Below are 21422 nucleotides of genomic sequence, written 5' to 3'. Positions count from 1 at the left end.
TCGGCGAGCTCCTTGCGGCCGTAGCCGACGTTCACGCACCAGAGGCCGGCCATCCCGTCGATGATCTTGTTGCCGTCGGAGTCCCACAGATAGACGCCGTCGGCCTTCACGATCACGCGGCTGCCTGCGCGATTGAGCGCGCCCATGTCGGAGAACGGGTGGATGTGGTGCGCGGCGTCGAGCGCGCGGTATTCGGCGGTCGAGCGCGCCTGCGTCGTGCGCGGTGCGGTGGCCGGCGCGGCCGGCTGGATCCAGGCAGATTCGTTGCGGTAAGTCATGTTTCCTCCGTGATTCCGTATTCGGTCGCGTGCACGCTCAGACGTGCAGCAGCAGATGGCGGCGTTCCCACGAGCTGATCACGCGGAAGAACGCTTCGTATTCGGTTTCCTTCAGCGCGAAATACGCCTTCAGGAACTTGTGGCCGAGAATCTCGCCGAGCGGCTCGCACGCGGCCATCAGCGTGAGCCCTTCCTCGAGGTTGCGCGGCAGCTGGTACGGCAGTTCGTAGCCGTCGCTGACGAGCGGTTCGGTCGGTTCGAGACGCTGCGTCATGCCGAGGTAGCCGGCCGCGAGCGTCGCGGCGAGTGCGAGGTACGGGTTGCAGTCGACACCCGGCAGCCGGTTCTCGATGCGGCGCGCGGCCGGCCCGGAATGCGGGATGCGGAAGCCGACCGTGCGGTTGTCGTAGCCCCACTGCACGTTGATCGGCGCGGCCATGAAGCGCGACAGCCGGCGGTACGAGTTGATGTACGGCGCGAAGATCGGCATCAGCGCGGGCGTGTATTTCTGAAGCCCCGCGAGATAGTTGTAGAACGTCGACGTGGCGCCGCCGGTTTCGCGCGACGTGAACAGGTTCTGGCCCGTCTCCTCGTCGACGATGCTCTGGTGCACGTGCATCGCGGAGCCCGGCTCGCCTTCCATCGGCTTGGCCATGAACGTCGCGTACATGTTGTGCCGCAGGGCCGCCTCGCGCACCGTGCGCTTGAACAGGAACACCTGGTCGGCGAGCGACAGCGCGTCGCCGTGCATGAAGTTGATCTCCATCTGCGCGGCGCCGACTTCGTGGATCAGCGTATCGATGTCGAGGTTCTGTGCTTCGCAGTACTCGTAGATGTCCTCGAACAGCGGGTCGAACTCGTTGACGGCCTCGATCGAATACGACTGGCGGCCCGTCTCGGGGCGGCCCGTGCGCCCGACCGGCGGACGCAGCGGCAGGTCCGGGTCCTTGTTCATGTCGACCAGGTAAAACTCGAGCTCCGGCGCGACGACAGGCTTCCAGCCCTTCGCCTTGTACAGGTCGAGCACGCGGCGCAGCACGTAGCGCGGCGAGATCTCGACCGGCGAGCCGTCGAAGTGCACGCAGTCGTGAATCACCTGCGCGGTCGGATCGACGGCCCACGGAATCAGGCGAATGGTCGACGTGTCGGGCACGCACACCATGTCTGGGTCGGTCACGCCGGTCAGCGAGCCGTCTTCCGGATACTCGCCGGTGACGGTCTGCACCATCACGGCCTGCGGCAGGCGCATCGATTCGCCGGACGTGAACTTGTTGCGCGGCGTGATCTTGCCGCGCGCGATGCCGGCCATGTCGGGAATGATCGCTTCGATCTCGGTGATCCGGTGTTGCTTCAGGAAGTCTTCGATGTCTTGCATGTCTGTTCTCGTTATGTGGGTCGGCGCGCTCAGGCGAGCGCGGCGGCGGCCGCGGCGCGCGTGCGGGCATTGCGGCGCGTGCGGCATGCATCGCCGAAAGCGCGGAAGATCGCGCTCGACAGCGGGTCATGCGCATGCCGCCATTCCGGATGCCATTGCACGGCGAGCGCGAAGGCCGGTGCATCGACGACGCTGACGGCCTCGATCAGGCCATCCGGCGCGACGGCTTCGACGGCGAGGCCGGAACCGAGCTGCGCGATGCCCTGCTTGTGCAGCGAGTTCACATGCACGTCGTCGCGGCCGCCGGCGAGCGTATGCAGCAGGCCGCCGGGCGTCAGGTGCACGAGGTGCGCGGGGCCGTATTGCGTGTCCATCGGCGCGTCGTCGTCTTCCCGGTGATCGGCGAGGCCGGGCACTTCGTGCACGCGCTGGTGCAGCGTGCCGCCGCAGACGACGTTCAGCTCCTGGAAGCCGCGGCACACGGCCAGCACGGGCACGCCCGCGACGATCGCCGCGCGCAGCAGCGGCAGCGTGGTCGCGTCGCGTGCGGGATCGTGCTTCGTGCCGGGCGCGCTCGGCGCGCCGCCGTACAGGTGCGGCTCGACGTTCGAATAGCTGCCGGTAAACAACAGGCCGTCGACCGCGGCGAGCACGTCGTCGACGGACTGGCGATCGCCGAGCGCGGGCAGCACCATCGCGAGCGCGTGCGCGCCGTCGACGATCGCCGCGACGTACTTGTCGCCGACCGTGTGCGACGCATGCGCGCCGATTTGCGTGAAGTCGGCGGTGATGCCGACGAGGGGTTTCCTTTCCATGACGTCAATCAGTTGTCCATAGGGCCGCGACGTGCATTGCGCTGAAAATCGCCAAACGCAGGCGCGACACGACCCCGCAGCCTGGCGCAACGCGCAAGGCCGCTGGTGAATGGGCGCAACGGGTTCGCATGGCGATCCGCGCTGCGCGCGACGGTCAGGCCGTCGTTCGTTTCGTTGCGCCGTGCGACGCGGCAATCGATGCGCGAACGCGTTCCGTCACCGCGCGGATGACGCGGCTGACGAGCAGGCAGTTGAAACGAACGACGAGAAAAGGAGGAGAGGCGCTATGGCAGCAGCGATGCGACTTCGTCGGTATCGACGGCCACGAACGCGCGTGCGGAAACGGCGTTGTGACGGCGAACGGAACGACGGGACAGGATGGTGTAGATCGACAGATGCAGCAGGCGAGGACTATGCCAGCCGCAACTGCCATCGGAAGCGGGAGCAGCGCTGCGCAAACTTCGCACATCGCCTCGATCCCACCTCACCAGAGGGCCACGGACTCTCACGATTACACTCGACTGGTTTGTTGAAAGTATTGAACACCTGATCGTTTCGACGCGCGAGGCGTTTAAAATAATCGAGGTGCCGGGCCTGCATCATTCACATCGACGGGCATCGATTTTTACGTTGCAATAACGTTTTTCGGTGCCGATGAATGGCCAATGACGCTGACCTGAGAGCCAGCATATACGAGCCAAAAACGGCGTCAAATGTTTTTTGACGGTCTCGTGTCAGGGCTTTCCCGAGGCACTCCGAACAAAACATTCGTAAAAGGAATGGCTGAAGAGGTGTTCATTATTTCGAACGCCTTTCAGGGTTTTCCCCGCTGATGCGCGGCATAAAGTGATTAGAATATTCAACGGCTGCGTAACGCCGTCCAACGCGTCGTTTCACTTTTTCACCGCACTCCTATCGTGTCCGAAACCGAATCGATGTCCACCGAAGTCGCCGAGCGCCTGCGTTTCGTGCGCAACAAGCATGGTCTGTCGCAGCGCGAACTCGCGAAACGGGCCGGCGTGACCAACGGCACGATCTCGCTGATCGAACAGGGGCGCGTGAGTCCTTCGGTCGGTTCGCTGAAGAAACTGCTCGAGTGCATTCCGATGAGTCTCGCGGAGTTCTTCACGTTCGAGCTCGTCGAATCGCGCTCGGTCGTATCGCGTCGCGACGAGATGCCGAACCTCGGCAACGACGCACTCGCATTTCATCTCGTCGGCGCGGGCGTGAAGGACCGCAACATGTGCATCATGCGCGAGATCTACCAGCCGCTCGCCGACACCGGGCCCGAGATGCTCGCGCACGCGGGGCACGAAGGCGGCGTGGTCGTGTCGGGCCGGCTCGAGCTCACCGTCGACGGCGCGACCTGGCTGCTCGACCCCGGAGACGGCTACTACTTCGAAAGCCGCTTGCCGCACCGTTTTCGCAATCCCAGCGCGGAACAGCTCTGCGAGGTCGTGTCGGCGAATTCGCCGGCCACCTTCTGAGCCCGCATCACTGCATTCGCCGCCGGCGGTCGTGCCGTTGCGCGGCATGCCTCAGCGCGAATGCCACGACAATTGAGGCATCCTGATGAACAAGTTGACTTTGGCTGACTGGCAGGACAAGGCGGCGTCGCTCGCGATCGAAGGGCGCGCATTCATCGACGGCGCGTCGCGCGACGCGCACGGCGGCAGGACGTTCGACTGCGTGAGCCCGATCGACGGCCGCGTGCTCGCGAAGGTGGCCGATTGCGGCGAGGCGGACGTGAACGCCGCCGTCGCCGCCGCGCGCCGCGCGTTCGACGCCGGTGTGTGGGCCGGGCTGAACCCGCGCGCGCGCAAGGCCGTGCTGCTGCGCTGGGCGGCGCTGATGCGCGAGCATCTCGACGAACTGTCGCTGCTCGAGACGCTCGACGCCGGCAAGCCGATCGGCGACACGACGACGGTCGACGTGCCGGGTGCCGCGTATTGCGTCGAGTGGTTCGCCGAGGCGATCGACAAGGTCGGCGGCGAAGTCGCGCCGGCCGACCATCATCTCGTCGGCCTCGTCACGCGCGAGCCGGTCGGCGTGGTGGCGGCCGTCGTGCCGTGGAACTTCCCGCTCCTGATGGCCGCATGGAAGTTCGGCCCGGCGCTCGCGGCCGGCAACAGCGTCGTGCTGAAGCCGTCGGAGAAGTCGCCGCTGACCGCGATCCGCGTCGCGCAACTCGCATACGAGGCCGGCATCCCGGCCGGCGTGTTCAACGTCGTGCCGGGCGCGGGCGAGCCGGGCAAGCTGCTCGCGCTGCATCGCGACGTCGACTGCATCGCGTTTACCGGCTCCACCGCGGTCGGCAAGCTGATCATGCAGTACGCGGCGCAGTCGAACCTGAAGCGCGCGTGGCTCGAACTCGGCGGCAAGTCGCCGAACATCGTGCTGCCCGACTGTCCGGATCTCGACCGCGCCGCGCAGGCCGCGGCCGGCGCGATCTTCTACAACATGGGCGAGATGTGCACGGCCGGCTCGCGCCTGCTCGTGCATCGCGACATCAAGGACGCGTTCATCGAGAAGCTGGTGGCGGCCGCGCGCGCGTACGTGCCGGGCAACCCGCTCGATCCGTCGGTGTCGATGGGCGCGATCGTCGACGCAATCCAGCTCGAGCGCGTGCTCGGCTACATCGATGCCGGGCGCAAGGAGGGCACGCTCGTGACGGGCGGCGCGCGCGTGAAGCAGGAGACGGGCGGCTTCTACGTGGAGCCGACGGTGTTCGAAGTGAAGCCCGACGCGAAGATCGCGCGCGAGGAGATCTTCGGCCCCGTGCTGTCGGTGATCGTGTTCGACGATGTCGACGAGGCGGTGCGGATCGCGAACGATACCGAGTACGGGCTTGCGGCGGCGGTGTGGACATCGAACCTCACGACCGCGCACGACGTGTCGCGCCGGCTGCGGGCGGGCACCGTGTGGGTGAACTGCTACGACGAAGGCGGCGACATGAACTTCCCGTTCGGCGGCTACAAGCAGTCGGGCAACGGCCGCGACAAGTCGCTGCACGCGCTCGAGAAATACACCGAGCTGAAGTCGACGCTGATCCGGCTGCGCTGACGCGGCCGGTGCGCGGGCGCGGTGCCGGCGGGCGCCGCGCCCGTGCGCGTCAGGCCGAGCGCAATGCCGGGTGGAAGCCCGCGGCTTCGATGATCGACTGCACGCGTTCGGCGCCTTGCGCCGACTCGACCTTGACCGTCTTCGCGGCCACGTCGATGTCGAGCTTCGCGGCCGGGTCGGCTGCCGTCACGGCGCGCGTGATCGCGTTGGCGCAGCCGCCGCACGTCATGTCCTGGACTTCGAATTCCATCGTGTTCTCCTGGGTGATTGGCGATTAACAAGCGTTACCGGTTACCAGCATGAAGCTTGCCATGGTGGGAAGGTCAAGCATGTTCGATGCGTTCGGCATTGCACAAGCATTTTGTAAAACTGAAGTCAGACGAATTCCATTTTGCGCGCGTGCGTCAGTCGGAATTTTTCCGGATTGACGGTTGACTATTGTCGACGAAATCTGGCGAAGCCTTGCGTGGCAAGGCGCGTGTCGTCGCGATGATGCGCGATGTCCATGCTGCTTGTAAGGGTACTTGGAGAGGGAAATGCGAATCGATCTTACTATCGATTCCCCTCGATATTTCATTTCGTTACCCGTATGAATCGCTTCGCTTTCGGTTTCGCACTGGCCCTGCTGGGCGCATCGGCCACGTCCGCGTTCGCCGCCGACGACGTCGTCAACCTGACGCTGAAGGACCACAAGTTTTCTCCCGACGGCGTGACGATTCCGGCCGGCAAGAAGGTGAAGTTCGTCGTGAAGAACCTCGATGCGACGCCCGCGGAATTCGAAAGCGACGATTTCAAGGCGGAGAAGGTCGTGCCGGCCGGCAAGTCGGTCGAGATCTTGGTCGGGCCGCTGAAGGCCGGCACCTACGAGTTCCACGACGAGTATCACGAGGCGCAGTCGAAGACGCACCTCACCGTCAAATAAGCGGATATCGCCATGCTGTCTACCGCCCTGATCGTCTTTCGTGAAGTGCTCGAGGCCGCGCTCGTGGTCTCGATCGTGATGGCCGCGACCAAGGGCGTGCCAAGGCGTGGCTGGTGGGTGGGCGGCGGGCTCGTCGGCGGCGTGATCGGCGCCGGCCTGATCGCCGCGTTCGCCGACGTGATTTCGCAGTGGGCCTCCGGCATGGGGCAGGAAGTGTTCAATGCCGGCGTGATGTTCGTCGCGACGCTGATGCTCGCGTGGCACTGCATCTGGATGAGCCGCCACGGCCGCGAGATGGCGCTGCACATGGGCGAGGTCGGCCGGGCCGTCGCGGCCGGCAGCCGGCCGCTGACGGGGCTGGCGATCGTCGTCGGTGTCGCGGTGCTGCGCGAAGGCTCCGAGGCCGTGCTGTTCCTGTACGGCATCGCGGCCGGCGATCCGGGGCAGACGCCGCAGATGATCGTCGGCGGCCTGCTCGGCGTGCTGGGCGGCGCCGGGCTCGGCTATGCGATGTATGCGGGCCTGCTGCAGATCCCGCTCAAGCGTCTGTTCTCCGTCACCAACGCGCTGATCGTGTTGCTCGCGGCGGGCATGGCGAGCCAGTGCGTCGGTTTCCTGCTGGCCGCCGGGCTCGTGCCGTCGTGGGGCGATGCGGTCTGGGATACGTCGTGGCTGCTCAAGGAAACGAGCATCGTCGGCAAGGCGCTGCATACGCTGATCGGCTACACCGCGCGTCCGGCGGGGATCCAGATCGCCGCGTACGTCGTCACGCTGGTCGCGATCGTCGTGCTGGCGCGGCTCGTCGGCCGGCCCCGGACGGTGGTGTCGCCGCCGCGGCCCGTTGCCTGAGCGGGGCGGGGCCGAATGCACAAAGGGGCGTCATGCGACGCCCCTTTGTCTTTGCGTTGACGGCCCGCATGCGGCCGCGCGGCTGGTTCAGCGATGGTTGTCGATCCATGCGCGGGCCCATTCGAGGCCCGCTTCGCGCGCTTCGTCCTCGGTATCGAACACGCCGAGCACGCCCGACGCTTCGACGAGCCGGTTGTTCTGCGTGATCGTGCCGCTCGCCGCGAAGCGTTCGGGCTGCAGGATTTCATCCTGCTGCAGGATCGAATGGCCCCAGATCTGGTAGCCGTGATAGGTCTGCGCTTCCATTATCGCGTCACCTCCGCGGACCGGCTGCGCGTGCCGACGCGCAGCACGTTGCCGTCCGGTGTGTATTGCCGCGGGATGTCCGGGAACGTGAGCGCGTGCGGCGTGTCGGGCAGCGGCGGCTGCATCACCGTGAGCCGGCCCGGCGCGGGCTGCGTGACCGGGCGCGGTGCGGCCGGTGCATCGACCGTCGCGGCGGCCGGTCGACGCGGCGCGGTTTTTACGGCTTGGGCGACGCGGCGCTTGTGCAGCTTGGCCGCGGCCTTCGGCTGCACGCTCGCGTGCTTTTCCACGGTCTTGCCGCCGGCGTGCACGTCGGCACCCGGGCGCGCTGCCGGCGTACGGGCGTCCGGCGTACGGGCGTCCGGTGTCCGGGCGTCCGGTGTCCGGGCCGGCGCATGCGCCGCCGGCGACCGCGCCTCGGGCGGGTTCCAGACTTCGACGTAGTGCTCGGCCGCCCAGCCCGTCGACGCGAAGCTCAGCGCCAGCAATCCGCATCCAAACAGTCTTACCATGGTCTCTCCGTCAGTCTCGTCGGCGCGCCGGACCGCGCTGCGCCGATTGCTTACTCCACCGTCACCGACTTCGCGAGATTGCGCGGCTTGTCGACGTCGGTGCCGCGCGCGCACGCGGTGTGATACGCGAGCAGCTGCAGCGGCACGACGTGCAGGATCGGCGAGAGCTGCCCGTAGTGTTCCGGCATCCGGATCACGTGCAGGCCGTCGTCGTTGACGATCTGCGTGTCGGCATCCGCGAACACGTACAGCTCGCCGCCGCGCGCGCGCACTTCCTGCATGTTCGATTTCAGCTTCTCGAGCAGCGTGTCGTTCGGCGCGACCGTGACGACCGGCATCGCTTCCGTGACGAGCGCGAGCGGCCCGTGCTTCAGTTCGCCCGCCGGATACGCCTCGGCATGGATGTACGAGATTTCCTTCAGCTTCAGCGCGCCTTCGAGCGCGATCGGGTAGTGCAGCCCGCGGCCGAGGAACAGCGCGTTTTCCTTGCGCGCGAATTCCTCCGACCACGCGATGATCTGCGGCTCGAGCGCGAGCACGCTGTTCAGCGCGGCCGGCAGGTGGCGCAGCTCCTTCAGGAATTGCGCTTCCTGCGCGGCGTCGACGTGCCCGCGCAGCTTGCCGAGCGTCGCGGCCAGCACGAACAGCGCGACGAGCTGCGTCGTGAACGCCTTGGTCGACGCGACGCCGATCTCGGTGCCCGCGTGCGTCAGGAACTGCATTTCGGTGAGGCGCACCATCGCGCTCGTCGCGACGTTGCACACCGCGAGCGTATGCGTGTGGCCGAGCGACTGCGCGTGCTTGAGCGCGGCGAGCGTGTCGGCCGTCTCGCCCGACTGCGAGATCACCAGCACGAGCTGGCGCGGATTCGGCACCGACTCGCGGTAGCGGTATTCGCTCGCGATCTCCACCTGGGTCGGGATCTTCGCGATCGATTCCAGCCAGTACTTCGCGGTAAGGCCCGAGTAGTAGCTCGTGCCGCACGCGAGGATCAGCAGGCTGTCGATGTCCGCGAACGCGGCGGGAGCCGCCTCGCCGAACAGCGTCGCGTCGAACGCGTCGGCTTGCGGCACCGTGTCGCTGATCGCGCGCGGCTGCTCGAAGATTTCCTTCTGCATGAAGTGGCGATACGGGCCGAGCTCGACCGCGCCGCCGTACGCGCTGACCACGCGGATCTCGCGCTGCGCGAGCGCGCCGTGGCGGTCGACGATCTTCACGCCGTCGAGCGACAGCTCGCACACGTCGCCTTCCTCGAGGAACGTGAAGCGGTCGGTGCTGCCGGCCAGCGCGAGTGCGTCGGAGGCGAGGAAGTTCTCGCCGTCGCCGTGGCCGACGACGAGCGGCGAACCCTGGCGCGCGCCGACGACGGTGTGCGGCTGGTCCTTGTGCGTCACCGCGATCGCATACGCGCCGTGCAGCTGCTGCACGGCCTCGCGCACGGCTTCGAACAGGTCGCCGCGATACAGGCTGTGCACGAGGTGCGCGATGACTTCGGTGTCGGTCTGCGACACGAACTCGTAGCCCTTCGCGCGCAGCGCGTCGCGCAGCGACTCGAAGTTCTCGATGATGCCGTTGTGCACCAGCGCGAGCGCGTTCGACGAGAAGATCGGGTGCGCATTGTGCGTGACGGGCGCGCCGTGCGTGGCCCAGCGCGTGTGCGCGACGCCGGTGGCGCCTTCGAGATGCGATTCGCGCACCTGCGCGTCGAGATCGGCGACGCGTGCGACGCTGCGCGCGCGCTTCGGCGCATCCGGCTCGAGCACGGCGACGCCGCACGAATCGTAGCCACGGTATTCGAGGCGCCGCAAACCTTCGATCAGCACCGGAACGATATTACGCTGCGCAACTGCGCCGACAATGCCGCACATGAAAATCTACCCTCTATATGGATGACGGGCGCCGCGCGGCGCCCGCAAGACGTTAATTTTTCTTCTTGACCGGGCGGACGTAGCCGCTCTTCGCGGTCTGCGTCTTCTCGTTCAATGCGAGGACGCCTTCCGCGACGTCCTTCCAGATCGTCGTGCCGGCCGCGATCGTCACACCGCGGCCGACGCGCACCGGCGCGACGAGCTGCGTGTCGGAGCCGACGAACACGTCGTCCTCGATCACGGTGCGGAACTTGTTCGCGCCGTCGTAGTTGCAGGTGATCGTGCCCGCGCCGATGTTCACGCGCGCGCCGATGTCGGCGTCGCCGATGTAGGTGAGGTGGTTCGCCTTCGAGCCGTGGCCGAGCACCGCGTTCTTCACCTCGACGAAGTTGCCGACGTGCGCTTCGTCCGCGAGCTGCGCGCCCGGACGCAGCCGCGCGTACGGGCCGATCACGGTGTTCGCGCCGAGCTCGGCGCCGTCGATGTGCGTGAACGCGTCGATGCGCGTGCCCGCGCCGATCGACGCGTTGCGGATCACGCAGTTCGCGCCGATCGTCACGTTGTCGGCGAGTGTCACGTTGCCTTCGAACACGCAGTTCACGTCGATCGACACGTCGCGGCCGCAGCGCAGCGTGCCGCGCACGTCGAGCCGCGCCGGATCGGCGAGCGTGACGCCGTCGGCGAGCAGCGCATCGGCGACGTTGCGCTGATGGATGCGCTCGAGCTCCGCGAGCTGCGCCTTGCTGTTCACGCCGAGCGTTTCCCATTCGTCGTCGGGCTGCGCCGTGACGATCTCGAAGCCGGCCTCGATCGCGAGCTCGACGACGTCGGTCAGGTAGTACTCGCCCTGCGCGTTCTCGTTCTTCAGCGCACCGAGCCACATCGACAGCTGCGCCGTGGGCGTGACGATGATGCCGGTGTTGATTTCGGCGATCTTCAATTGCTCGGGCGATGCGTCCTTCTGCTCGACGATGCGCGTGACGAAGCCCGACGCGTCGCGCACGATGCGGCCGTAGCCGGTCGGGTCGTCCAGCGTGACGGTGAGAATGCCGTAGCGGCCGTCGCGCGCGGCGTCGACGAGGCGCCGCAGCGTCGACGCGCGCGTGAGCGGCACGTCGCCGTAGAGCACCAGCGTCGGTTGCGCGGGATCGAGCAGCGGCAGCGCCTGGCGCACCGCGTGGCCGGTGCCGAGCTGCTCGGCCTGCACCGCGAACTGGACGTCGGGCGCGGCGACGGCGGCCTGGACCTGCTCGGCGCCATGCCCGACCACGACGACGAGCCGCGACGGCTGCAGCGTGCGCGCGGTGGCGATGACATGGGAAAGAAGTGGCCTGCCGGCCAGGGGATGGAGCACTTTCGGCAGCGCGGAACGCATGCGCTTGCCGGTGCCTGCCGCCAAAATCACGATATTCATGGCGCCAGCTTGTCAGAGGAGTTCGAAGCCGTCCATTTTAGCATGCGGCCCCCGTCGTCCCGGGCCTGTCGCGACGGGGCGACAGCGCCGGAACGAGGCCGCGGCCCCGGTTCCGGCGGGCGTTCGGGCCCTGCTTACAGGTCGTCGAACTGGACGATCGAGATCGGCTTCGCGGCGCCCGGCGCGGCGCTCTCCTCGCCGGATGCGCACGGCTCCTCGTCGAACGCGATGTCGCCCTGCGGATCGGCCTCGCCGGTCGCGCGCAGCGACGCGAACGGGAACAGGCCGGTGTCCATCAGGTGCGACGGCACGACGTTCGCGAGCGCGCTGAACATGTTGTCGACGCGGCCCGGGAAGCGTTTGTCCCATTCGCGGATCAGCGCCTTCATTTCCGCGCGCTTCAGGTTCGGCTGGCTGCCGCACAGATTGCACGGGATGATCGGGAACTCGCGCAACTCCGCGTATTTCTCGAGATCGGTTTCCTTCACGTACGCGAGCGGCCGGATCACGACGTTCCTGCCGTCGTCCGACTGCAGCTTCGGCGGCATGCCCTTCAGCTTGCCGCCGTAGAACATGTTGAGCAGCAGCGTCTGCAGGATGTCGTCGCGGTGGTGGCCGAGCGCAATCTTGGTCGCGCCGAGCTCGCCGGCCACGCGGTACAGGATCCCGCGGCGCAGCCGCGAGCACAGCGAGCAGGTCGTCTTGCCTTCGGGCACGAGCCGCTTGACGATGCTGTAGGTGTCCTGGTTCTCGATGTGGAACGGCACGCCGACCTGCGTCAGGTACTCGGGCAGCACGTGTTCCGGGAAGCCGGGCTGCTTCTGGTCGAGGTTGACCGCGACGATGTCGAAATCGATCGGCGCGCGCTCGCGCAGGCGCAGCAGCACGTCGAGCATCGCGTAGCTGTCCTTGCCGCCCGACAGGCACACCATCACCTTGTCGCCCTGCTCGATCATGTTGTAGTCGCCGATCGCCTGGCCGACCTGGCGCACGATCCGCTTGAACAGCTTGTTGTTCTCGTACGCTTCCTTCTGCTCGCGGCGCGTCAGTGCGCGGCGGCCGGTGTCGGCGGCTTCGATGACGGCCGCGTCGGCCGCCGTGTCATGTGTTTGGGGGGCGTTCATGCGCGCTCCTCGTCCTTGATGCGAAAGACTTCGACGCCGACGGCGTCGCAGTCCGGATAGGCGTCCGGTTTCTCGGTACAGACGCGTACCGCGCGCACGGCGTCGTGCGCCAGCAGGTTCGCGGCGATCGCGTCGCACAGCGTTTCCTGCAGGTGGATGTGGCCGCGCGCCACGCATTGCGCGACGCTCTGCTTCATCAGGTCGTAGTCGACGACTTCATGCAGCCGGTCGTCGACGGGGGTGGACAGCGCGAGCGGCACGAACAGGTCGACGTTGATGACGACGCGCTGCTCGCCGCGCTTCTCGTGTTCGAAGGCCCCGATGTTGATGTGCACCTCGTAGTCGCGCAGGTAGAGCCTGCGGCAGTCCGCGAGGCGGGGGTGCAGGAGAGCGGAAAACATGGTCGTCCCAGTCAAATTGGCGTGCGCGCACGCAAAGCGGCGCGGGCGGCGGCAGTCACGCCGCGCGATCCGCGCAGTTCATTCATTCGGGCCGGCGGCGGGCGGCACCAGGTGCTCGCCGCCGTCGACGGTCAGCGTCGCGCCCGTGACGCCGGGCGCGCTCGCGAGATAGCAGGCCGCCGCCGCGATGTCGTTCGCGTGCGGCGCATGGCCGCGCACGAGCGCCGCGACACGTACCTTCGGCGCGAGCGACAGCGCCAGCGCGGCGGTCGCGCGGTTCAACGCGGCCTGCATCAGCGCATGCGACAGCTGCGCCGGCGCCGGGTGAAACAGGGCCTGATCCAGCACGTGGATCGCGCACGCGCGCAGCGATTCGTCGTCGCGCGCGGCGTCGGGCGTCGCGTCGGCCAGCGCGCGGGCCAGCGCGAGCGGCGCCGTCACGTTGCGCGCGAGCGCGGCCGCGAGCGCTGCGCCGTCCACCGTGTGCGCATCGTCGGTGCCGGCGCATGCGCTCACGAACACCGCACAGGCCGGCCTGCCGAGCGCCGCGCCGCACGCGGCGACGAGCGCGGCCGCGTCGGTTTCAAGGGCCAGGTCGGCGTCGAGCACGGCTGCACGGCGGCCGTGCGCGGCGACTTCGGCGACGAGCGCGTCGGCGGCCGCGCGCGGCGCGCCGGGGCTGCGCTGCAGCGCGACGTCCCAGCCACGCTGCGCGAATCCGGTCGCGAGCGCACGGCCGAGCGACGCGGCGTCGGCCGCGTTGCCCAGCGCGCCGGCGACGAGCGCGATGCGCGGGGTCGACGTATCGGCTGAAACGGTCATTTACAATGCCGGGATGAACCCGAAAGCTCACGAACCCGCTAGTTTACCTGCTCCCGGCCCTGACGCGCTCGCGCAGTCCGAAACCCTTGCCGCGCAATTGCGCGACGAGATCGCGGCGGCCGGCGGGTGGCTGCCGTTCGACCGCTTCATGGAACGCGCGCTGTATGCGCCCGGCCTCGGCTATTACAGCGGCGGCGCACGCAAGTTCGGCCGCCGCGCGGACGACGGCAGCGACTTCGTGACGGCCCCCGAATTGTCGCCGCTGTTCGCGCAGACGCTCGCGAATCCCGTTGCCCAGGCGCTCGCGGCAAGCGGCACGCGGCGCGTGATGGAGTTCGGCGCGGGCACGGGCAAGCTCGCGGCCGGACTGCTTGCGGCGCTCGATGCGCTGGGCGTCGAGCTCGACGAGTACCTGATCGTCGACCTGTCCGGCGAGTTGCGCGAACGCCAGCGCGACACGATCGCGGCGGCTGCGCCCGCGCTCGCCGGGAAGATGCGCTGGCTCGACGCGCTGCCGGAGCGCTTCGACGGCGTCGTGGTCGGCAACGAGGTGCTCGACGCGATGCCGGTGCGCCTGTTCGCGAAGACGGGCGGCGCGTGGCTCGAGCGCGGCGTCGCGCTGGATGCGCGGCACGCGTTCGTGTACGACGACCGGCCCGCCGCCGCGGCCGGCCTGCCGCCGGTGCTCGCGACGCTCGACGTCGACGACGGCTACGTGACCGAGACGCACGAAGCCGCGCTGGCGTTCACGCGCACCGTGTGCACGATGCTCGGGCGCGGCGCGGTGCTGCTGGTCGACTACGGTTTCCCCGCGCACGAGTACTACCATCCGCAACGCGACCGCGGCACGCTGATGTGCCATTACCGCCACCACGCGCATGACGATGCATTCCTGTACCCGGGGCTGCAGGACATCACCGCGCACGTCGAATTCACCGGCATCTACGACGCGGGTGTGGCGACCGGCGCGGACCTCCTCGGCTACACGTCGCAGGCGCGGTTCCTGTTGAACGCGGGCATCACCGACGCGCTGGCCGCGATTGATCCGTCCGACATCCACCAGTTCCTGCCTGCGGCGAACGCGGTGCAGAAGCTGATCTCGGAAGCCGAGATGGGCGAGTTGTTCAAGGTGATCGCGTTCTCGCGCGGGATCGACGGCACGCTCGACGCGTTCGCGCGCGGCGACCGCTCGCACGCGCTCTGACGGGAGCCGGGGATGCTGCGCTGGCTGATGGCGTCGTTCGTCGCGGTGATGATCCTGACGCGCTGCTGGCCGTGGCTCGGCAAGTTCGGCATCGGACGGATGCCGGGCGACGTCACGCTGACGCTCGGCGGGCGGCGCTACCCGTTCCCGTTCATGTCGACGCTCGTGCTGACGATGCTGGTGTCGATGGTCGCGCGGCTGCTCTGAGCCGCGCCGAATGCGGCGGCGCGCCGCAGCCGGGCCGCGGCGCGCGCGTGATGGTTCCGCGCGTTACGGTTCGCGCGTCAAAGTTCGATTTCGCCGAGGATCCGGTGCGCGAGCGCCTTCGCTTCGTCGAACGCCTCTTCCTCGCTCGGACTCGTCGTATGGACGTCGTAGCGCATGTTCTCCGTCTCGTCGCCGTCGTCCCGGGCGAGGATCACGTAACCCTGGAACTGTCCGTTGGCGGCGTGCTGCGTATGCGCCTTGGCCGTGTAGATGCCCTTCGTGAACGTGTTCGTGTCCATCGTGCCTCTCCCGCAATAGGACACTTCATCGTAGCACTGCGGCGCAGCATGTACAGCGCCGCGAATCGGCGACCGATCAGCGCGCCGTCATCGTCCCGTCACCGTTCGAGCAGCGCGACGACCTCGTCGAGCGTCGGCGCGTGCGCGCCCGTATGCCGGCACGCGGCGGCGCCCGCCGCGAGCGCGAACGCGAGATGCTCGCGCCACGACCGCTGCGGCGCGGCCATCAGGCTGAACAGCATGCCGCCGATCGACGCGTCGCCCGCGCCGACTGTGTCGACCACCTCGACGCGCGGCGGGCTGGCCTCGAATACCTCGCCGTCCGCGTAAAGCGTCGCCGGCTGCGCGCCGCGCGTGACGAGCACGGCCGCGCGCGGATTCAGCGCGCGCACCGCGGCCACCGCATCGGGGCCGTCTCCGCCGAACAGGTGGCGCAGGTCCTCGTCGGACACCTTGATCAGGTCGGCGAGCGCGGCCATCTTCTCGAGCGTCGGCCGGTACGCGGCCGTCATCAGGTTCCGGTAGTTCGGATCGAAGCTGATTTTCACGCCGCGCGCGTGCAGGTCGGCCGCGAGCGCGATGAGCGTGCTCGCGAGCGGTTCGCGCACGAGGCTGATGCAGCCGAAGTGCGCCCACTTCACGTGGGCGGCCCAGCCGGCCGGCAATTTCGCCGGATCGAACGCGAGATCCGCGCTCGCTTCGCCGATGAAGAAGTACGCGGGCGGCCGCGTCTCGTGGACGATCGCGAGCAGCGGCGCACGCGGCACCCGCTGCAGGAAGCGCAGGTCGAGGCCGGCGGCCTCGCTCGTGCGCCACAGCACGTCGGAGAAGCAGTCCTCGCCGATCGAGCCGGCGAGCGCGCTCGGCACGCCGAGGCGCGCGACCGCGCGCGCGACATTCCAGCCGGCGCCGCCCGGCACCGAGGTCCATTGCGCGTCGCCCGCGCGCACCATGTCGGTCAGGATGTCGCCCGCCGACACGAAGGCCGGAAAGGTGGCGCCGCTCATTGCGTCGGCTCGCTGCGCGACGCGCGCGCGAGGGTCGCGAGCACGTCGTAGCATGCGCCCATCGTGTGATAGTCCGTCTTGCCGGCCGGGCTCTTCTCGTCACTGTACTTGCGGTTGTCGCAGGTAAGGATGCGGAACCACGCGCCGTAGCGGTGATCGACGAAATGCGCCCAGCTGTAGCGCCAGATCTCGTCGTACCAGTCCCAGAAGCGCTCGCTGCCGGTGCGCGCGCCGAGCATCGCGGCCGCCGCAAAGGTTTCCGCCTGCACCCAGAAGTACTTGTTGTGGTCGCAGATCGTGAAGTCGGGGCCGAAGCCGTAGCAGAGCCCGCCGTGATCGGCGTCCCACGCATGCGCGAGCGCCGCGTCGAACAGCTCGGTCGCGCGCGGCACGAGCCAGTCGAGCGGGCGGTGCCGCTCCAGGATCAGCAGCAGCTTCGCCCATTCGGTCTGGTGCCCGGGCTGGAAGCCCCACGGACGGAAGATGTTCGAACTGTCTTCCTTGTTGTAGTCCCAGTCGACCGACCAGTCCGCGTGATAGTGCTCCCACACGAGGCCGCCCGACAGCGCAGCCTGGCGCTGCGTGATGTGGGTCGCGAGCTTTTCCGCGCGATCGAGATAGGTGAGATGGCCCGTCGCCTCGTACGCCGCGAGCAGCGCTTCCGTCATGTGCATGTTCGCGTTCTGGCCGCGGTACGACGACACGTTCCAGTTCGGCGTCGCATCGTCCGCGTAGAGGCCCGCGGCCGGATCCCAGAAGCGGTGCTCGGCGAGCTCGTAGGTCGACGCGATCAGCGCGCGCGCTTCGTCGATGCCGGCCATCGTCGCGTGCGCGGCGGCGAGCAGCACGAATGCGAGCCCGTAGCAGTGGCGCGTGCCGTCGAGCGTCGCGCGTTTCGCGCCGTCGCGCCAGTCGAGTTCCCAGTCGTAGCCCTGCAGCGTTTCGTCCCAGTGCGCATCGCGAAGGAAGCGCAGCCCGTGGCGCGCGTACTCGAGATGGCGCGGATCGCCGAAATGCCGGTAGGCCATCGCATAGTTGAAGACGAACCGGCAACTGCTGACCAGGTGCCGCGACGTGCGGTTGTAGACGCTGCCGTCGTCGCGGAAGTAGTGGTAGAAGCCGCCCGTCGGGTCGAGCACGTTCGGCGCGTAGAAGCGCAGCGTGTCCTCGACGTGCGACAGCAGGAACGACGGATCGCGGAAGCTCGCGACGAACGGCGCCGCTTGCGTGTGGGCGGCCGGCGCGGCCGTGCGGGATTGGACCGGGGGCATGTTCATGATTCGGTGACCGTGGCGGTATCGAGTGCCGGTGAGCCGGCGGGCTGGCTGCTGGCCCGTACGATCAGTTCGACGGGCAAGGAGATCTCGGTGCGCTCGGGCGCTTCCGCGAGCAGCAGTTCGACGCCGCGGCGGCCGAGCGCTTCCTTGTCGACGGCGAGCGTCGTGAGCGGCGGGTTCGCGTGCGCGGCGGCCGGGATATCGTCGAAGCCGACGATCGCGATGTCTTCCGGAATCCGCACGCCGCGCGCGATGCACACGCGCTGCGCGGCGAGCGCGGCGGCGTCGTTGTATGCGAACACGGCGTCCGGGCGCGGGCCGGGCGCGTCGAGCAGCTGCTGCATCGCGCGCGCGGCGCCGGTGTCGGGGTCGAGCCCGGCGTCGATCGTCACTTCGTATGCGGGATCGAACAGCCGCCCGGCCTCGAAGAACGCGCGGCGGTAGCCGATTGCACGCTGCGCGATGCTGAAGTGCGCGGCCGAGCCGCCGATGAATGCGATCCGCGAGCGGCCGATGGCAAGCAGGTGGCGCATCGCGAGCGCCGCGCCCGTCGCGTTGTCGATGTTCACCGAGCGCAGGCCGGGCGCCCACAGGTCGATCAGCACGAGCGGCCGGCCGGTCGCGGCGAGCGCCTCGATCGTCTCGGGCTCGATGAAGCCGGCCACGGCGATCGCGTCGGGCGCGTGCGGGCGCATCTGGCGCAGCACGTCGTCGTTCGGGCCGACCGTCAGCAGCGTCGGCACGATGCCGCGCTCGCGGCATGCATCCTCGACGCCGTGCAGCACGTGCGAGAAGAACGGGCTGGCGGGAAAGCGGTTGTGCTGGCGATGCAGCAGGAAGGTGAGCCGGCGCACGCGCGGGCGCAACTGGGCCGGGTCGTAGCCGAGCCGCTGCGCGATCTCGACGATGCGCGCCCGCGTGGCCTCCGACAGGCCCGGCTGGTTTTTCAGCGCGCGCGACACGGTGCCGATCGAGACTTCTGCCGCCCGCGCCACGTCGCGAATGGTCGTGCCCATCGTTCGGGATCCGGTTTGTTTAGGGTGATGGCGATTGTATAGTAAAACGCAGCGCCAAATTCGGGCCGGATAACCGGGGAATACCCGGAAATAGCGGGTTTTTATGCGCTAATCTGCGAAAACGACGTTACTAAAAATACTAAACAAAACGCGGAAAAGGCAAGGTGATCGCATGAGCGCGAGATGTCGGAGTAGCGCGAGGTGCGCATGTTCGGTTGCCCGGTCCGCGCGGGGGCTGGCGGAGCGGGAGGGATGAAGAGGGGCGGGAGGCGAGAAGGCACGAGCGACGGAAGCGGCCAACGCCGGGCGGTGCCCTGGAACCGCCCAGGCACGCGACACCCTCGTCGCCGCCATCCGCGCCGGCCGCCCGCGCGCGTGCGCCCGGCCACTCCCTCCGATTCAGCCCGCCGCCGCCTGCAGCGGCCCGCCGCGATCGCGCAGCGCCGCACGGCCCGCATCGAGATCGACGACCGCGAGCCCGCCCGGCTGCTGTTTCGCGCGCCGCTTCGCGAGCGCCGCGACCGACGCGATCTCGTCGCTGCCATAGCGCATCGCGCCGTTCGCGCCCGCCGGCACGCCCACCACGCCGATCGCCATCGTCACGAAGCCGAAGAACGCGGGGTTGCCGTGCCGGTCCTCGCCGCGCAGCCCGCCCGCGAGCCGGTCGGCCTGCGTGTAGAAACGCTGCGCGCCTTCGTTGAAGCGCGCGATCGCGTCGGCTGCGCGCGCGTGCCAGTCGTCGCGCTGGAACAGCACGAGGAAATCGTCGCCGCCGACGTGCCCGAGAAAGTCGCGCTGCGGATCGCACACGCCGGCCAGCACCGTCGCCGCGAACTTCAGCACTTCGTCGCCCTGCCAGTAGCCGTACTGGTCGTTGAACGGCTTGAACTGGTTCAGATCGACGTAGCATGCGTGGAAGCCGGCGTCGCGCGCCAGCAGGCGCTCGATGTGCGCGCTGATCGGGATGTTGCCGGGCAGGAACGTCAGCGGATTCGCATAGCGCGCGGCCTCGATGCGCATCTCGGTCACCGCGCGCACGAGGCTCTCGCCGGTGCCGAGCCCGACGTAGCGGCCGTGCTCGGTGATCACGAAGCCGTCCGCGAGGTAGCGCTGGTCGTGGCTCGCGAGCAGCATCGCGAGCTGCTCGACCGTCGTCGCGTTGTCGATCATCAGCGGCGCGTCGTTCGCGAACTGCAGGCACGGCTTCTTTCCGAACACCTCGCGGTGATACGGCAGCGTGAAGCGGTCGATGAAGCCGCGCCGGTTCACGAGCGCGACCGGCCGCCCGCGCTCGACGAGCGCGACGGCATGCAGCGCCGGCATCCGGTTGAACAGGTCGAGCACGTCGTTGTTGGTGGCATCCAGCGGCAGCGCCGGCGCCGGGACGAGCATCTTCGCGGCGATCGTGCCGCTCGGCCGCGCGGTGCGCGTCGCGCCGGGGAACACCGCGATGTGCGGCGTGCGGATGGCGTCGCGCGCGGCCTGCGCGACGACCGGCGACGGATGCGCGTCCGGCCGGCCGAGCAGGAAGCCCTGCACGCAGCAGATGCCCATGTCGCGCACGACGATCAGATCGCACTCGTTCTCGATGCCTTCCGCGATCAGCTTCGCGCCGCTCGCGTGCGCGAAGTGCTGCATCGCCCTGACCGCCTCGAACTTGAGCCGGTCGCGCGCGATGTCGTGAATGAAGAAGCGGTCGATCTTCACGACGTCCGGGTGCAGGCGCAGCCACAGGTTCATGCTCGCGTTCGCGGTGCCGTAGTCGTCGAGCGCGAACTGAATGCCGGCGTCGCGCAGCGACGCGACTGCCGGCCCGATGCGCGTGACGTCCGGCATCGCGGTCTGCTCGGTCAGCTCGATCACGATGCGCTCCGTGCCGACCCGCGCGCGACCGAGCAGTTGCCGCGCACGCTCGCGTTCGCGTGCGAGTTGCAGGATCGTGCCCGCGCTGAAGTTGAGGAACAGCTTGCCGTCGCAACCGAGGGCGGCGAACGCGTCGAGGCAGGTGAGGGCGGCCGCCTGTTCGAGCGCGATGGTCGCGCCGTCGCGGGCGGCCTGCGCGAACAACGCGGCCGGCGGCTCGAGCTCGGTGCCGCGCGGGCCGCGGATCAGGCCTTCGTAGCCGACGACCGTGCCCGAGGCGAGGTCGACGATCGGCTGGAACACGGCCGCGAGCGCACGCTCCGCGATCAGGCGCGTGGTGGGGGCGACGGACGAGTCGGGATGGGGCGCGGGCATGGCGAGGGAGCCGAGGCGACGGGACGCCCGAATTTAACGGCATCGCGCGTGAAGAATTGAATGAAGATTTCGTGACACGATGCACGCCGATGGTGCATGAGTTGCCCGGTGCCGAGCGGCGAGCGGCGCCGAAGACGGAGAAGACGGAGAAGACGGAGAAGGCGGAGAAGGCGGAGAAGGCGGAGAAGGCGGAGAAGGCGGAGAAGGCGGAGAAGGCGGAGAAGGCGGAGAAGGCGGAGAAGGCGGAGAAGGCGGAGAAGGCGGAGAAGGCGGAGAAGGCGGAGAACGGAGAAGGCGGAGAAGGCGCAAAAGGCGCAAAAGGCGCAAAAGGCGCAAAAGGCGCAAAAGGCGCAAAAGGCGCAAAAGGCGCAAAAGGCGCAAAAGGCGCAAAAGGCGCAAAAGGCGCAAAAGGCGCAAAAGGCGCA

At 68.3% G+C, this 21422-nt stretch carries 23 protein-coding genes and 1 pseudogene; 7 read left to right on the top strand and 17 right to left on the bottom strand.

Translation table 11 applies throughout. The features are described 5' to 3' along the window. From HW466_RS30600 to HW466_RS32045, 4 genes and pseudogenes are all read right to left on the bottom strand, one after another. Positions 1-278, bottom strand: a pseudogene (locus HW466_RS30600) (aspartate aminotransferase family protein); the annotation flags it as partial. 37 nt (positions 279-315) lie between these two features. After that, positions 316-1653 (bottom strand): glutamine synthetase family protein, encoded by a 1338-nt coding sequence (locus HW466_RS30595; protein WP_059507881.1) that lies wholly within the window; start codon positions 1651-1653, stop codon positions 316-318. Positions 1654-1682: 29 nt separating this feature from the next. Further along, positions 1683-2468 (bottom strand): gamma-glutamyl-gamma-aminobutyrate hydrolase family protein, encoded by a 786-nt coding sequence (locus HW466_RS30590; protein WP_060346153.1) that lies wholly within the window; start codon positions 2466-2468, stop codon positions 1683-1685. A 284-nt stretch (positions 2469-2752) separates the two neighbouring features. Further along, positions 2753-2935, bottom strand: coding sequence for a hypothetical protein (locus HW466_RS32045; protein WP_006402789.1), 183 nt, complete (start codon positions 2933-2935; stop codon positions 2753-2755). 468 nt (positions 2936-3403) lie between these two features. Between HW466_RS32045 and HW466_RS30585 the strand changes: the two genes are divergently transcribed. Beyond that, positions 3404-3955 carry a cupin domain-containing protein gene (locus tag HW466_RS30585; RefSeq protein WP_059450693.1) on the top strand — a complete coding sequence of 184 codons (552 nt, stop codon included), beginning with the start codon at positions 3404-3406 and terminating at the stop codon, positions 3953-3955. A gap of 85 nt (positions 3956-4040) precedes the next feature. After that, the gene (locus tag HW466_RS30580; RefSeq protein WP_059769376.1) at positions 4041-5531 is read left to right on the top strand and encodes an aldehyde dehydrogenase; all 1491 of its coding nucleotides are present in this window, start codon (positions 4041-4043) and stop codon (positions 5529-5531) included. Between the two features lie 49 nt (positions 5532-5580). Here the strand turns inward: HW466_RS30580 and HW466_RS30575 are convergent, their stop codons facing one another. After that, positions 5581-5781, bottom strand: coding sequence for a heavy-metal-associated domain-containing protein (locus HW466_RS30575; protein WP_006754615.1), 201 nt, complete (start codon positions 5779-5781; stop codon positions 5581-5583). A gap of 339 nt (positions 5782-6120) precedes the next feature. Here HW466_RS30575 and HW466_RS30570 point away from each other — a divergent pair, with 339 nt between their 5' ends. Next, entirely contained in the window at positions 6121-6453 is a 333-nt protein-coding gene (locus HW466_RS30570) for a cupredoxin domain-containing protein (protein ID WP_011353437.1), read from the top strand. 12 nt (positions 6454-6465) lie between these two features. Continuing rightward, the gene (locus HW466_RS30565; RefSeq protein ID WP_151006865.1) at positions 6466-7302 is read left to right on the top strand and encodes an FTR1 family iron permease; all 837 of its coding nucleotides are present in this window, start codon (positions 6466-6468) and stop codon (positions 7300-7302) included. 87 nt (positions 7303-7389) lie between these two features. Here the strand turns inward: HW466_RS30565 and HW466_RS30560 are convergent, their stop codons facing one another. The 7 genes from HW466_RS30560 to HW466_RS30530 form a co-directional block, all read right to left on the bottom strand. Beyond that, positions 7390-7608, bottom strand: a complete 219-nt coding sequence (locus tag HW466_RS30560; protein ID WP_059450688.1) for a hypothetical protein — start codon at positions 7606-7608, stop codon at positions 7390-7392. After that, positions 7608-8120 (bottom strand): hypothetical protein, encoded by a 513-nt coding sequence (locus HW466_RS30555; RefSeq protein WP_174906095.1) that lies wholly within the window; start codon positions 8118-8120, stop codon positions 7608-7610. The genes HW466_RS30560 and HW466_RS30555 overlap by 1 nt, the downstream gene beginning before the upstream one ends. A 50-nt stretch (positions 8121-8170) precedes the next feature. Beyond that, complete coding sequence (gene glmS, locus HW466_RS30550) at positions 8171-9988, bottom strand: glutamine--fructose-6-phosphate transaminase (isomerizing) (protein ID WP_059807879.1); 1818 nt, start codon at positions 9986-9988, stop codon at positions 8171-8173. A 52-nt stretch (positions 9989-10040) separates the two neighbouring features. After that, positions 10041-11402 carry a bifunctional UDP-N-acetylglucosamine diphosphorylase/glucosamine-1-phosphate N-acetyltransferase GlmU gene (glmU, locus tag HW466_RS30545; protein ID WP_059544833.1) on the bottom strand — a complete coding sequence of 454 codons (1362 nt, stop codon included), beginning with the start codon at positions 11400-11402 and terminating at the stop codon, positions 10041-10043. Positions 11403-11536: 134 nt separating this feature from the next. Then, positions 11537-12526 (bottom strand): tRNA 2-thiocytidine(32) synthetase TtcA, encoded by a 990-nt coding sequence (ttcA, locus tag HW466_RS30540; RefSeq protein WP_059507875.1) that lies wholly within the window; start codon positions 12524-12526, stop codon positions 11537-11539. Further along, positions 12523-12927 carry a dihydroneopterin aldolase gene (locus HW466_RS30535; protein WP_059450683.1) on the bottom strand — a complete coding sequence of 135 codons (405 nt, stop codon included), beginning with the start codon at positions 12925-12927 and terminating at the stop codon, positions 12523-12525. Before HW466_RS30535 ends, ttcA begins: the two co-directional genes overlap by 4 nt. 78 nt (positions 12928-13005) lie before the next feature. Further along, positions 13006-13749, bottom strand: coding sequence for an SDR family oxidoreductase (locus HW466_RS30530; RefSeq protein WP_059791098.1), 744 nt, complete (start codon positions 13747-13749; stop codon positions 13006-13008). A 13-nt stretch (positions 13750-13762) separates the two neighbouring features. Here HW466_RS30530 and HW466_RS30525 point away from each other — a divergent pair, with 13 nt between their 5' ends. Together HW466_RS30525 and HW466_RS30520 are read left to right on the top strand one after the other, a co-directional pair. Beyond that, complete coding sequence (locus HW466_RS30525) at positions 13763-14953, top strand: class I SAM-dependent methyltransferase (RefSeq protein ID WP_174906106.1); 1191 nt, start codon at positions 13763-13765, stop codon at positions 14951-14953. Between the two features lie 12 nt (positions 14954-14965). Further along, the gene (locus HW466_RS30520) at positions 14966-15160 is read left to right on the top strand and encodes a DUF2905 domain-containing protein (RefSeq protein ID WP_057928625.1); all 195 of its coding nucleotides are present in this window, start codon (positions 14966-14968) and stop codon (positions 15158-15160) included. A 77-nt stretch (positions 15161-15237) separates the two neighbouring features. Here the strand turns inward: HW466_RS30520 and HW466_RS30515 are convergent, their stop codons facing one another. From HW466_RS30515 to HW466_RS30495, 5 genes are all read right to left on the bottom strand, one after another. Continuing rightward, positions 15238-15459 (bottom strand): hypothetical protein, encoded by a 222-nt coding sequence (locus HW466_RS30515; protein WP_059450680.1) that lies wholly within the window; start codon positions 15457-15459, stop codon positions 15238-15240. A gap of 98 nt (positions 15460-15557) precedes the next feature. After that, the gene (locus HW466_RS30510) at positions 15558-16466 is read right to left on the bottom strand and encodes a carbohydrate kinase family protein (RefSeq protein WP_060346147.1); all 909 of its coding nucleotides are present in this window, start codon (positions 16464-16466) and stop codon (positions 15558-15560) included. Then, positions 16463-17743: an AGE family epimerase/isomerase gene (locus tag HW466_RS30505; protein ID WP_059791094.1), complete on the bottom strand. Its 1281-nt coding sequence runs from the start codon at positions 17741-17743 to the stop codon at positions 16463-16465. Before HW466_RS30505 ends, HW466_RS30510 begins: the two co-directional genes overlap by 4 nt. After that, positions 17740-18759 carry a LacI family DNA-binding transcriptional regulator gene (locus tag HW466_RS30500; RefSeq protein ID WP_059450677.1) on the bottom strand — a complete coding sequence of 340 codons (1020 nt, stop codon included), beginning with the start codon at positions 18757-18759 and terminating at the stop codon, positions 17740-17742. The genes HW466_RS30505 and HW466_RS30500 overlap by 4 nt, the downstream gene beginning before the upstream one ends. 399 nt (positions 18760-19158) lie before the next feature. After that, positions 19159-20997, bottom strand: a complete 1839-nt coding sequence (locus HW466_RS30495; RefSeq protein ID WP_059870443.1) for an EAL domain-containing protein — start codon at positions 20995-20997, stop codon at positions 19159-19161. Between the two features lie 56 nt (positions 20998-21053). Between HW466_RS30495 and HW466_RS30490 the strand changes: the two genes are divergently transcribed. Further along, on the top strand, positions 21054-21422 hold a 369-nt coding region (locus HW466_RS30490), incomplete at its 3' end, for a hypothetical protein (RefSeq protein WP_176316126.1).

The organism is Burkholderia territorii, from assembly GCF_902833055.1.
GTDB classification, from domain to species: Bacteria; Pseudomonadota; Gammaproteobacteria; order Burkholderiales; family Burkholderiaceae; genus Burkholderia; species Burkholderia territorii.
Note: the sequence above shows the minus strand (reverse complement) of the source record. Positions and strands in the feature narration are given on the sequence as shown.